A 12,285-nucleotide genomic window follows, 5' to 3' on the forward strand; every position below is an offset into this window, starting at 1 on the left:
TTTTGCGAGCGGCAATTTCTACTTGGGTTTGTGGCGGAATGGTAAAGAACGAACCTGCCGAAGCTCCACGCTCAATAGAAACAACTGCTAAACCGTTGCGTACACTGGAACGAATTCTTTTGTAAGCGGCTAATAATCTTTCTTCAATTTGTCCTTCATACTCGGCTGATTTCTCCATCAAGAAGCTTTCTTCTTTTTGCGTTTCCGCCATGATGTCGTTTAATTCGGCTTTTTTGTGTTTTAAGTGAGAAGATTTTTGGTCTAATCTTTCTTTGGAACTTGAAATCACTTCTTTTTTGTGTTCGATAGAAGCTTTCAATTCTTTGATTTGTTTTTCAGCCAATTGGATTTCCAATTCCTGGAATTCTACTTCTTTAGTCAAGGAGTTGAATTCTCTGTTGTTGCGAACGTTTTTTTGTTGTTCTGTATATTTTTTGATGGCCGCTTGGTGGTCATCAATTGCATTCTTTTTAGTTTTGATTTGTTCTTCAATAGATACTAAATCACTTTTTAATTTATCTAAACGAGTGCTTAAACCGGTAACTTCATCTTCTAAATCTTCCACTTCTAAAGGTAATTCTCCTCTAACGTTTCTGATTTCATCAATTCTGGTATCTATGATTTGCAAGTCGTAGATAGCTCTCAATTTGTCTTCAACACTTAGTTCTTTTGTAGTCGCCATATTTTATAAGTACTTAACTGGATTTGTATTTTCTTCCGAAAAAATGATGGCAAAATTAAGGATTTTTTTCTTAAGAAAATCAACAATATAATTTTTTGTAAATCTTTCACTTTCAAAGTGCCCAATGTCGGCCAAAACTAATTGATTTTCAGCTTCATAAAAGTTGTGGTACTTCAAATCGGCAGTTAAAAAAATATCGGCTCCGGCTTGTTTGGCGTTGCTAATAGCAAAGCTTCCCGAGCCACCAAGTACGGCGACTTTCTTTATCGGTTTTCCCCGCAAAGCGCTATGACGAATGCCACCACATTGCATTTTGTCTTTTACAAAGGCAAGAAATTCAGTTTCGCTCATGGGTTTTTCCAACTCACCAATCATACCAAGACCAATGTTTTGGTGGGCATTTTGCAAATCATAAATTTCATACGCCACTTCTTCGTATACGTGATTTTGGAATAAAGCTTTTAAGACTTTGGATTGCAAATGCTTTTCGAATGTAACTTCAATTTTAATTTCCTCATTTTCCACGAATTCGAAACGTTCGCCAATTTCCGGATCGCTGTCTTCATTGCCCATGTAGGTTCCGATTCCTTTGGAATTGAAACTGCAGTCTTCGTAGTTGCCAATCTTCCCGGCACCGGCTTCGAATAAGGCATTTCGGAGTTCTTCTACATTTTCGGGAATAGTATACGTTACCAGTTTTTGAATAAAATTCTTTTTAGGAACCAATATTTTTGTATTCGTTAAACCAAGCGCATCGCTGAAAATTTTATTCACACCTTGTTTGTGATTGTCCAAAGCCGTGTGGACCGCATAAATTGCAACATCATTTTTGATGGCTTTGATTAAGGCGCGTTCCACATAATTCTTGCCTGTGATTTTCTTCAAACCTGAGAAAATAATAGGATGAAAGCAGACCACCAAATTGCATTTCTTGGCAATGGCTTCATCAATTACACTTTCTAAAGCATCGTGACAAACGAGGATTCCGGTAGCTTCAGTTTCTGAATTACCAACCAGCAAACCCACATTGTCAAAGTCTTCGGCGTAGGCCAATGGAGCCATTTCTTCTAAGGTGGAGAGGATTTCTTTTATAGTCATATAGTTAAGTTGCCCATTCGTTTAGTTGTTCTTTAATAGCCCAGATACCATTTGTTTTTTCAAACAAGAGATAACTGCCGCTGTTGTGCTCGATACTGCGATAGAACGCCACTTTTACCAAAGCAAAATTTCCTTTGGCAAAATAAATCGGTTTACTAACAATCATTAGTCGCTGATTGTTTTCGCCAAATCTGTCGGACACAATTTTATATTCTTCAAATGATAAGCAGGAATTGACTTTGCTTTTCAAATATTGATTTTGATTGTCAAATAAAATATCATATTCCTTTGACCAGTTTTCGTCAACAGTAATATCGATTTGTTTTTTGATTTCGTCGGCATTCTTCTGTAAAAACTCACTTTTCGAAATGACTTCTAATGTTTCTTCATTATTAGGTGCTTTTTTGCAATAAAAACTCAGCAGTTGCAATCTGCTTTTGGCAATGACCTTTTCGTTTTTGTAATATTTGGTAAAAATGATTTTTAGTATAGGCACATTGTCTGCCTCTTGCGAAAAAGCAACAGGAGCAATCAAAAGCAAAACAAAAAGAATTTTAAAAAAACGAAATTTCATTTATATTGGGTAAATTGAATAATTTCATTCAAAGATAAAAAATCGTTACTTTCGTACTATGATTTTGTTGCGAAAATTACTTTTCCCTTTTGCCATCCTTTATGGCTTTGTTACTTCTCTGAGAAATTATCTTTACGATAAAGGTATACTAAAATCCTATTCCTTTACCATTCCGGTAATTGCTGTTGGAAATCTCAGTGTGGGCGGCACCGGCAAAACACCGCAGATTGAATATTTAATTCGGTTGCTTTCCCCAAAGTATCAGGTAGCTACGTTAAGTCGCGGTTACAAAAGAAAATCAGAAGGTTTTATTTTGGCTGCAGCCAATGCCAATGCGGAAATTCTCGGTGATGAGCCGTTTCAGTATTTTCAGAAATTCCCTCAAATTCAAGTTGCAGTGGATGCTAACAGACGCAACGGAATTACGCAGCTTTTAAATCAAAAAGTAAAGCCCGAAATTATTTTATTGGATGATGCTTACCAACACCGCAAAGTAAAAGCGGGATTTTATATTTTGCTTACAGCTTATGACGATTTGTTTTGCGATGACTATTTGTTGCCAACAGGCAATCTCCGCGAAAGTCGAAACGGAGCCCAAAGAGCGAATATGATAATTGTCACTAAATGTCCGCCAAATATAACAGAACTTGCCCAAGAAAATGTTAAGCAAAAAATTGGTTTAACGATGCCTATTTTCTTCAGTTGTATTGATTATGATGATACAATGTATAGTCAAAACGGAAGTTTGGATGTTCAATCTGTGAAAAATGAACCGAAAATAGTGCTAGCCGGAATTGCCAAACCCAAACCATTTTTCGAGTATTTACAAGCTGAAAATGATGAAATTATGACCTTCCCGGATCACCATCATTTTAGCGAAAGCGAAATTTTAAACATAAAAAACAAAGCCAACGATAAAATTATTGTTACAACCGAAAAGGATTTTGTACGTTTGGAGGCTGAAATTTTAAAAGCACAATTATATTATTTACCTATCAAAAGCAAGTTTGTTAAGCATTCGGAAACTTTTGATCAAATTATTTTAAACTATGTGGGAACTTGTACAGGAAACCGTTAATTACATAAAAAACAAAACCAACTTCACGCCGGAATACGGTGTTATTCTAGGCTCTGGATTAGGCAGTTTTACCGATGATTTAAAAATCGAATTTACGTTGCCCTATAATGAAATCCCCAATTTTCCGGTTTCCACTGTTGAAGGACACAAAGGTGCTCTGGTTTTCGGAACCATTGGCGATAAAAAAGTTGTGGCTATGCAGGGAAGATTCCATTATTACGAAGGATATTCTATGCAGGAAGTTACGTTTCCGGTAAGAGTTATGAAATATATTGGCGTAACCAAATTGATTGTGTCAAATGCCTCGGGCGGAGTGAATTCTGCTTATAAAGTAGGTTCGATAGTAATCATTTCAGATCACATCAATATGATGCCGGAGCATCCGCTAAGAGGGAAAAATGATGAGCGTTTCGGTCCTCGATTTGTCAATATGAGCGAGCCTTACAGCCCGAAGATGATTGCTACAATTAAAGAAATTGCCATTGCTTCTAATATTGAAGTGCTTGACGGCGTTTATATGGGATTGCAAGGGCCAACGTTTGAAACCTTGCACGAATACAAAATGGTAAAAACGATTGGTGCCGATTGCGTTGGAATGTCAACTGTTCCCGAAGTTATCGTAGCCCGTCATATGGAATTGGAAACCTTCGGTATTTCGGTAATTACCGATATCGGCAGTGAAGAACACTTAGAGTCTATTACGCACGAAGAAGTACTGAAAGCCGCCAGAGGAGCTGAGCCTAAAGTAAGAGAATTAATCAAAAAATTAATTCTGCAATACTAAGCTAAATTCAGCGCAATAACCCTGTAGAAATTTTCCGGTTCAAAAGGTTTGGTGATTACATCGGTCATGCCAAATGACATTAGGATTTCCCTGTTTTCATTCAGCGAAATTGCCGTCAAGGCGATGATGGGTTTTTGAGTGTCAAATTCCCGAATGCGTTCCGTAGCAATAGTTCCATTAATGCCCGGCAAATGAACATCCATCAGCACTAAATCAAAATCATTTTCAGCACGAAGTAATTCTATAGAGTCTTCACCATTGTCAACGATTTTGCATTTCATGCCTTTGTTTTCCAGCATTTTTTTGGTGACCATTTGGTTGATTTTATTGTCCTCTACTACCAAAATATTTTTGCCGATAAGCACTTCATCCGAGTAATGTTTTGGAGCTTCAAGCATAATTTCATGATGCCCGTCCAACAAATTGAGTTCAAACGCAAAAGTGGTTCCTACGCCGACCTCACTTTTCAGACCAATTTCGCCACCCAATAAATCAACCAGTTTTTTCACAATGGTTAATCCCAAGCCGGTACCGCCGTATTTGCGATTGATTTCAATAGAACCTTGCGAAAAACTGTCGAAAATAGTTTCCTGCTTTTCCTCAGGAATACCAATGCCGGTGTCGCTTATGGCAAAATTTATTCTCGAAAATCCATCCCCGTTTTCTACTAATTTCGCGATTACTTTTACCTCTCCGTTTTTGGTAAACTTCAGGGCATTATTGATTAGGTTGATGAATATCTGTGACAATTTGGTTGGATCACCCAATAAGGTTTCGGGTATGTTTTTATCAATTTCCAGAGTGAAATTGTTGTTGTTTTTAGAAGCAATTTCAGTCATTGAATTTTGAATATCAAGCAGTAGTTGTTTGAGATTAAAATCAATGTATTCAATTTCAATGTTGCTTGATTCAATGCGGTTGATTTCCAGAATTTCATTAATGAAAGTCAACAGGTAATTCCCGGAAAACTTCAATGAATTCAGATAATGCAGTTGGTTTTGCTTGGGATTGTCTTCTATCAGTAAATGCGTAATTCCGTTAATTGCATTGAGTGGTGTGCGCAATTCATGACTTACGGTCGATAAGAATTCGGCTCTTGCTTTGGAGGCTTTTTCGGCTTTGTCTTTGGCAATTTGCAATTCAAAATTCTTCTCTTTCAACAGCACATTCGATTGGCTTCGGATGATGTTGTTTTTATACAATGACAAACTCAAAAGCGACAAAATCGAAATCAGGGCAATGGCCAAAATACTGATGAGTTTGGCAAATTTATTGGTCTTTTGCTGTGCTTCATTTTCTTTAGTCATTTGCTCAATGGCTTTCATGCGCTCACTGTCTTTGAAAGCTACATAATCATTGGCATCCAGCTTTTGATTGTTCAAATGCGAAAGGCTGTCTTTCAATTGCAGATGGGCTTTTAGGTATTCGTGTGATTTTTTTAGATCTAAAAGCTTGTCATAAGTGTTGCTTAAATCCAAAAGAATTTTTACTTTCTGATCTAAATTTTTGTCTTTGGCATTGATTTGTAATGCTCTGTTGAGATAGTTTGCCGCTAAATTATTGTGGTTTAACTTTTCTTCAATGGTTCCGAGTTGGTATAGTGCTTCTGCTTTTGTTTTGAAAATATCTTTCGAATCATTTTTAGAGATAATTTCATTAAACAATTTCGACGCTAATTCGGTTTTGCCATTGTTCTTGTATAAAATTCCTTTTTGCAAATTCAAAAACTCTGAAGTATCAATTTTCAATAAATCATAAATGGATTGTGCTTTGTCAAAATTATTCTCAGCTTTGGCAAACTCTTCCAAATTCATATAGCAAAGACCAATGTTGTAGTAGCACAAGGCATAATCGGCCGAAGGTGGAAGCTGGCTGTACAAATCGGCGCTTTTAGAAAATGTTTCTACGGCATCGTTCGTTTTTTTTAACTCAGAATAAGTCGAGCCCAATGAAAATAAAGCATCTGCTTTGCCTTTGGTATCGTTATGACTTTTGGCATAATTGTAAGCTTTTTGGGAAAAGGCTAAAGAGAATTTATAGTTGTTGGTTTTTTTATGGAAGCTGGCCAACTGAATATAATAGTAAGTGCTATCGACTTTATCGATAACTCTTCTTTGTCCAAAACCAATAGTTTGGAATAGCAGAATCAGCCACAACCACCTCATAAATTGCAGAGTTAAATAGAATTAGGATGATAAATGTAGCGTTTTTATTTTTTTAACAAAACAATCAAGTCAATTATTCGCGAGGAATAACCGATTTCATTGTCGTACCAACCCACGACTTTCACCATTTTGTCAATGACAGAAGTAAGTTGTGCATCAAAAAGACAAGAGTTTGGATTGCCCAAAATATCTACGGAAACGATAGGGTCTTCGGTATAAGCCAGAATTCCTTTCAGATTTGTGGCTGCGGCATTTTTGAAAGCGGTATTGATTTCCTCAATAGTCACTTGTTTTTTTACGTAGCAAGTAATGTCGGTCAACGAACCATCCGGCACAGGAACACGAATGCCGCTGCCTCCAATTTTACCGTCCATTTCCGGGAAGATTTTTGTCAAAGCTTTAGCAGCACCGGTTGTGGTTGGTACTATCGACTGACTGGCACCACGAGCCCGACGTAAATCTTTGTGAGGCTGGTCGTGTAAACTTTGGTCAGTAGTATAGGAGTGAACCGTGGTGATATAGGCTTGCTCAATGCCACAAAGTTCATTAATGACTTTAATCATTGGTGCGGCATTGTTGGTCGTACAACTGGCGTTGGAAACTATAGTTTCGGTACCCTCTAATATGTTTTCGTTTACACCCAGCACTACGGTTTTAATTTCGGGCACTTCAGAAGGAGCGGAGAGGATTACCTTTTTGGCTCCAGCCAAAATATGGTGGTTGATGTCTTCAAAGGTTCTGTATTTTCCGGTACTTTCTATGGCAAAGTCAATGTCGAGGCTGGCCCAGTTTAGATTTGAAATTGTTCTTTCGTGGAAAAACAAATACGGTTTCCCATCAATAATAATTGACTCTTCATCAAAAGAAACGTCATAAGGCAAAACCCCATGAATGCTATCGTATTTTATCAGATGTGCCATTGTGCGATTGTCGGCAATGTCATTGATGGCAACCACTTCTATAGTGGGATGGTTTAGCAGCAACCGGAACAAATTTCTCCCGATTCGGCCAAAACCATTAATAGCAATTCTAGTTTTCTTATTCATTTGGTTCAATATGTATTAAAACATGACCCAGTTGTGGAATTTCAGATCGTAGGGTGTCTTTAAGCAAATGGGCGATGTCATGTCCTTCTTTTACAGTGATGTGTGCATCTACTGTGGCATGCAAGTCAACATGATATTTCATGCCTGCTTTTCGAATAAAACATTTTTCGGTATCAATGACACCTTCTACTTTGTGTGATACTTGTCGGATGTCCAAGATTAAATCGTCATACAAATGTTCATCCATAATTTCCCCCAAAGCGGGTCTGAAAATTAAATAACTGTTGTAAAAGATGAATCCGGCAGCAAAAAGAGCTGCCCAGTCATCGGCAGATTCGTATCCTTTGCCTAAAATGAGCGCAATAGAAATTCCGATAAAAGCAGCTACCGAAGTAATCGCATCACTGCGGTGGTGCCAGGCATCTGCCCGCAAAGAAGAGCTGTTGGTTTCAATTCCCTTTTTCATCACTTTGCGAAAAGAGAATTCTTTCCAAACAATGATGATTCCCAGTATAATTAATGTCCAGGCTTTTGGTAAATTATGTGGAGTACCTATGTTTTGAATGCTTTCGTAAGCAATAATAGTGGCCGAAGTGATTAAGAAACCCACCACTATAAAGGTAATCAAAGGCTCTGCTCTGCCATGTCCGTAAGGATGGTTTTCATCGGCAGGCTTGTTAGAATATTTTAGACCAAACAGCACAAGGAAAGACGAGAAAATATCGGTAGTCGATTCAATGGCATCAGCAATCAAGGCATAAGAATTGCCAAAAATACCCGCAACACCTTTAATCAAAGCCAGACAAGCATTGCCAATTAAACTGAAATAAGTTGCTTTAATAGCCGATTGTTCGTGCGTCATTTCCATTTAGGGGAATTATAAAATGTGTTTTTCAGCATGATAGGATGAACGAACCAGAGCACCGCTTTCCACATGACGGAATCCCATTTCTTTACCGATTTTCTCGTATTTCTCGAATTGTTCCGGTGTGATATATTCCTTAACAGGTAAGTGTTTTTTACTCGGTTGCAAATACTGCCCAATGGTCACAATATCCACATCATTATCTCTTAAATCGCGCATGGTTTGAATTACTTCTTCTTCGGTTTCGCCCAATCCAAGCATGATACCCGATTTGGTTCTGCGAATGCCTTGCGCTTTTAAGTATTTTAAAACGGCTAAACTACGGTCGTATTTCGCCTGAATTCTAACTTCACGTGTCAAACGACGTACGGTTTCTACATTATGCGATACTACTTCAGGATTGGCTTCAACAATTCTGTCAATGATTCTTTCCACCCCTTGAAAATCGGGGATAAGGGTTTCTAAAGTCGTTTCCGGATTCATTCGGCGAATGGCTTGCACTGTTTCAAACCAAATGATGGAACCCATATCTTTCAAATCATCGCGATCCACACTGGTAATCACAGCATGTTTGATTTTCATGATTTTGATGGAACGCGCCACTTTTTCAGGTTCATCCCAATCTACCGTTTCCGGGCGACCGGTTTTCACTCCGCAAAAGCCACACGAACGCGTGCAAATATTGCCCAATATCATAAACGTGGCTGTGCCTTCGCCCCAGCATTCGCCCATATTAGGACAACTACCCGAGGTGCAAATGGTGTTGAGTTTGTATTTGTCAACCAAGCCGCGAAGTTCTGTGTATTTTTGACCGATAGGTAGTTTTACCTTCAACCATTTTGGTTTTCCAATAGGTAAATTATTATCAATAACTGATTCCATGCTTCCTTTTTTAGCGCTACAAAGATACAAAGGCAAATGTTAGAAAGACGTTAAGGAAGTTTGGATTTTTTTCTTTTTGAAAAGCAATTGCGATTCAGATTTGACTCAATTTGTTAAATGATGAAAACTAGTGACCAAGGAAGAACATTATACCGTAACTTAGTGTAAAATATTGTAAACAATTTAACTAACTATATAAAATGACAACAACAAAAGTAAAAGCATACGGCACAGGCGCCCCTGATGCTGATTTGAAACAAATGACCATCGAACGCAGAGACGTTTTGGCCAACGATATTGAAATCGAAATACTGTATTGCGGCGTTTGTCACTCTGATTTACACACCGCCCGAAACGATTGGGGATTCACAACCTATCCAGCGGTTCCAGGGCATGAAATCATAGGAAAAGTGACTAGAGTAGGAAGCGGAGTTACCAAACTCAAAGTTGGTGATTATGCCGGAGTTGGCTGTTTGGTCGATTCTTGCCGCACTTGTAGTAGCTGTAAACAAGATTTAGAACAATACTGTTTGAACGGCTGGGTGGGAACTTATAATAGTGCTGACAAACACCTTGGTGGAATGACTTATGGTGGCTATTCTGAAAAAGTGGTGGTAGATGAAAACTATGTATTGAAAGTACCGGCCAATTTAGACTTGGCTGCTGTGGCTCCATTGCTTTGCGCCGGAATCACGACTTGGTCTCCGTTGCGTCACTGGAAAGTTGGGAAAGGCAGTAAAGTAGCAGTAGTAGGTTTGGGCGGATTGGGGCATATGGCCATCAAATTAGCCAAAGGATTAGGTGCCGAAGTAACGCTGTTTTCCAGAACTCCCGGTAAAGAGAAAGATGCCAAGGATTTAGGAGCCGATGCAGTAATCATTTCCACAGATGATAACCAAATGGCCACGGTAGCCGGTAAATTCGATGTGATTATTGATACGGTGCCTTATGTGCATGATGTGAATCCTTATGTCACTACATTAGGTATCAGTGGAACTTTGGTTTTGGTAGGCTATTTGGGTGGATTGGATCCGATACTGAATACGGTTCCATTGATTATGGGAAGAAAATCGGTGGCAGCTTCCTTGATTGGCGGCATAGCCGAAACCCAGGAAATGTTAGATTTCTGCGGCCAACACAACATCGTTTCGGAAATTGAACTGATCAACATGCAGGATATTAACGAAGCCTACGGACGAATGCTGAAAAGTGATGTGCGCTATCGATTTGTAATTGATATGGCATCGCTGAAAAGATAATCGTTACTGAAAGTTAAGTAAAGCAGCTTAGGCTGCTTTTTTTTTTGGTTATCACTAATGAAAAGTTTATCAATATAAAAACTTAAGCATTTCTTAATCAAATCGCAATCGTTTTCGTAGGTTTTTACTTGTTACATCTATGTTTTTTTTTAATTGGGGTGGCAATTTTTTATTACTTTTGACCCCAAATGAGAGTAGTCACTTTTTATATATTTCTATTTTTTCTACTGCTGGGTGGCGGACATAATTTTTATGCCGGTACGCATCAAAGTGGCAACAGACATACTTCTTCTCAAAATTTCACCAAAAACAGACCAATAAAATCGGTAACTAAAGATCAGATTAGTACCGTAATAGAAGATACTGATATCGATTCGGAAGAAGAACACCTCGGAGGTGATGATCTTAAAGAAGGAAATGATGCTAAATTATTTGCAGAGAAAGCTAACTGGCACTATAGCTGTTATTTAGTACTCACAGATATTTTTGGTATAAATCAGTACTACCAAATTTTTAAAACTTCTCAGCCCAATTGCGGCTATTCAACTCCTATCTATATTACTCAAAGAGTTTTAAGGATTTGATATTCCCTACATCGGTTACCTAAGGTGTGTTCGTACACCTGACGGATGTATAGTAACCTTTTTCCATTTTGCGACACTGTTTGGTTTCATCCTAACAATTGCTGCTTTTTACATCCCAAAAATTTTCTGAGTTCACTGCGATAAATCGCTCCAATTTCATTTAAAACCATGATGAGAAATGTAATTTTCACGGGCTTATTAGCCTTGTTGTGCCTAACTAGTTGCACCACTAAAAAAGAAGAAAAAGAAGAAACCGGTAAATTTACCGTGACCAATGCTGCCGTAATCGATACTTCGTTTACCAAGGAGTATGTTTCGCAGATACATTCGGTTCGAAACATCGAAATCCGGGCACAGGAGAAAGGCTACCTGCAAAACATTTATGTTGACGAAGGCCAGTATGTAAAAGCCGGGCAGGTCTTATTCCGCATCATGCCTCAATTGTATGAAGCCGAATTGCAAAGAGCCGAAGCTGAAGCAAAAGCGGCCTCTATCGAGTTACAAAATGCTAAAACATTAGCCGACAAAAATGTCGTGTCTAAAAACGAACAGGCTATGGCTCAAGCCAAATTAGAGCAAGCCAAAGCCGAAGTAGCTATGGCTAAATTGCACCTGTCTTTTACCGAAATCAGAGCGCCATTTGCCGGAACCATCGACCGTATTCCAAAGAAATTAGGAAGCCTTATCGATGAAGGAGAATTACTGACCAGCCTTTCGGATAATAGTGAAATGTTTGCTTATTTTAACGTGTCTGAACCGGAATATTTACAGTATCAAACCGATGTGAAAGATCGTGGAGAGAACAAAGTGAGCTTACTTTTGGCCAACAATGAACTTCTAAAATACAAAGGAAATGTGGAAGTTATCGAAAGTGAATTCGATAGCGAAACCGGAAATATTGCTTTCAGAGCCAAATTCCCAAATCCGGATAAACTCTTAAAGAATGGTGAAACCGGAAAAGTGTTGATGACCGTACCGGTTAAAAATGCCCTAATCATTCCGCAAAAAGCCACCTACGAAATTCAGGATAAGATGTATGTGTTTGTAGTAGACAGCAACAATACACTGAAATCAAGAGAAATTACTATTACCGGAGAAATTCCTGATTTATATGTAGTTAAAAGCGGTATATCCGCCACCGATAAAATATTGCTAGAAGGCGTGCAAAAAGCTAAGGATGATGATAAAATCAACTTTGTTTACCAAAAACCTGATGAGGTAATAGCCAACCTGAAACTGAAAGCAGAGTAATCAATCCTAAATCACAA

At 38.3% G+C, this 12,285-nt stretch carries 12 protein-coding genes; 5 read left to right on the forward strand and 7 right to left on the reverse strand.

The features are described from left to right. From V7D82_RS08695 to V7D82_RS08705, 3 genes are all read right to left on the reverse strand, one after another. On the reverse strand, positions 1 to 682 hold a 682-nt coding region (locus V7D82_RS08695; protein WP_333600586.1), incomplete at its 3' end, for a zinc ribbon domain-containing protein. Positions 683 to 685: 3 nt separating this feature from the next. Beyond that, entirely contained in the window at positions 686 to 1,780 is a 1,095-nt protein-coding gene (locus tag V7D82_RS08700; RefSeq protein WP_333600587.1) for a Nif3-like dinuclear metal center hexameric protein, read from the reverse strand. 4 nt (positions 1,781 to 1,784) lie between these two features. Further along, a complete protein-coding gene (locus V7D82_RS08705) occupies positions 1,785 to 2,354 on the reverse strand; it encodes a hypothetical protein (RefSeq protein WP_333600588.1) in 570 nt (189 codons plus the stop codon). 58 nt (positions 2,355 to 2,412) lie between these two features. On the opposite strand from V7D82_RS08705, the gene lpxK reads away from it, so the two are divergent. Next, positions 2,413 to 3,432: a tetraacyldisaccharide 4'-kinase gene (lpxK, locus tag V7D82_RS08710; protein ID WP_333600589.1), complete on the forward strand. Its 1,020-nt coding sequence runs from the start codon at positions 2,413 to 2,415 to the stop codon at positions 3,430 to 3,432. After that, entirely contained in the window at positions 3,404 to 4,216 is an 813-nt protein-coding gene (locus tag V7D82_RS08715) for a purine-nucleoside phosphorylase (RefSeq protein WP_333600590.1), read from the forward strand. The genes lpxK and V7D82_RS08715 overlap by 29 nt, the downstream gene beginning before the upstream one ends. Here the strand turns inward: V7D82_RS08715 and V7D82_RS08720 are convergent. From V7D82_RS08720 to lipA, 4 genes are read right to left on the reverse strand one after another with little or no spacing between them, the layout of a single operon-like run. Further along, positions 4,213 to 6,381 carry an ATP-binding protein gene (locus tag V7D82_RS08720; protein WP_333600591.1) on the reverse strand — a complete coding sequence of 723 codons (2,169 nt, stop codon included), beginning with the start codon at positions 6,379 to 6,381 and terminating at the stop codon, positions 4,213 to 4,215. The two genes, V7D82_RS08715 and V7D82_RS08720, sit on opposite strands and share 4 nt — an antisense overlap. A 44-nt stretch (positions 6,382 to 6,425) precedes the next feature. Continuing rightward, positions 6,426 to 7,427, reverse strand: coding sequence for a type I glyceraldehyde-3-phosphate dehydrogenase (gene gap, locus V7D82_RS08725; protein ID WP_333600592.1), 1,002 nt, complete (start codon positions 7,425 to 7,427; stop codon positions 6,426 to 6,428). Then, the gene (locus V7D82_RS08730; RefSeq protein ID WP_333600617.1) at positions 7,420 to 8,289 is read right to left on the reverse strand and encodes a cation diffusion facilitator family transporter; all 870 of its coding nucleotides are present in this window, start codon (positions 8,287 to 8,289) and stop codon (positions 7,420 to 7,422) included. The genes gap and V7D82_RS08730 overlap by 8 nt, the downstream gene beginning before the upstream one ends. Positions 8,290 to 8,304: 15 nt before the next feature. Further along, entirely contained in the window at positions 8,305 to 9,174 is an 870-nt protein-coding gene (gene lipA / locus V7D82_RS08735) for a lipoyl synthase (RefSeq protein ID WP_333600593.1), read from the reverse strand. Between the two features lie 200 nt (positions 9,175 to 9,374). Here lipA and V7D82_RS08740 point away from each other — a divergent pair, with 200 nt between their 5' ends. The 3 genes from V7D82_RS08740 (at position 9,375) to V7D82_RS08750 (ending at position 12,268) form a co-directional block, all read left to right on the forward strand. Continuing rightward, positions 9,375 to 10,433 carry an NAD(P)-dependent alcohol dehydrogenase gene (locus V7D82_RS08740; protein ID WP_333600594.1) on the forward strand — a complete coding sequence of 353 codons (1,059 nt, stop codon included), beginning with the start codon at positions 9,375 to 9,377 and terminating at the stop codon, positions 10,431 to 10,433. A gap of 188 nt (positions 10,434 to 10,621) precedes the next feature. Then, positions 10,622 to 11,017, forward strand: coding sequence for a hypothetical protein (locus tag V7D82_RS08745; protein WP_333600595.1), 396 nt, complete (start codon positions 10,622 to 10,624; stop codon positions 11,015 to 11,017). Positions 11,018 to 11,185: 168 nt separating this feature from the next. Next, entirely contained in the window at positions 11,186 to 12,268 is a 1,083-nt protein-coding gene (locus tag V7D82_RS08750; RefSeq protein ID WP_333600596.1) for an efflux RND transporter periplasmic adaptor subunit, read from the forward strand. The last annotated feature ends 17 nt before the right edge of the window (positions 12,269 to 12,285 follow it).

Source organism: Flavobacterium sp. (assembly GCF_036741995.1).
GTDB lineage: Bacteria > Bacteroidota > Bacteroidia > Flavobacteriales > Flavobacteriaceae > Flavobacterium.

Bases quoted from the DNA above. Each gene is read 5' to 3' on its own strand.
- gap (WP_333600592.1), bottom strand. From the start codon at position 7,427: ATGAATAAGAAAACTAGAATTGCTATTAATGGTTTTGGCCGAATCGGG.
- V7D82_RS08700 (WP_333600587.1), bottom strand. From the start codon at position 1,780: ATGACTATAAAAGAAATCCTCTCCACCTTAGAAGAAATGGCTCCATTG.
- V7D82_RS08715 (WP_333600590.1), top strand. From the start codon at position 3,404: ATGTGGGAACTTGTACAGGAAACCGTTAATTACATAAAAAACAAAACC.
- V7D82_RS08745 (WP_333600595.1), top strand. From the start codon at position 10,622: ATGAGAGTAGTCACTTTTTATATATTTCTATTTTTTCTACTGCTGGGT.
- V7D82_RS08730 (WP_333600617.1), bottom strand. From the start codon at position 8,289: ATGACGCACGAACAATCGGCTATTAAAGCAACTTATTTCAGTTTAATT.
- lipA (WP_333600593.1), bottom strand. From the start codon at position 9,174: ATGGAATCAGTTATTGATAATAATTTACCTATTGGAAAACCAAAATGG.
- V7D82_RS08740 (WP_333600594.1), top strand. From the start codon at position 9,375: ATGACAACAACAAAAGTAAAAGCATACGGCACAGGCGCCCCTGATGCT.
- lpxK (WP_333600589.1), top strand. From the start codon at position 2,413: ATGATTTTGTTGCGAAAATTACTTTTCCCTTTTGCCATCCTTTATGGC.
- V7D82_RS08705 (WP_333600588.1), bottom strand. From the start codon at position 2,354: ATGAAATTTCGTTTTTTTAAAATTCTTTTTGTTTTGCTTTTGATTGCT.
- V7D82_RS08750 (WP_333600596.1), top strand. From the start codon at position 11,186: ATGATGAGAAATGTAATTTTCACGGGCTTATTAGCCTTGTTGTGCCTA.
- V7D82_RS08720 (WP_333600591.1), bottom strand. From the start codon at position 6,381: ATGAGGTGGTTGTGGCTGATTCTGCTATTCCAAACTATTGGTTTTGGA.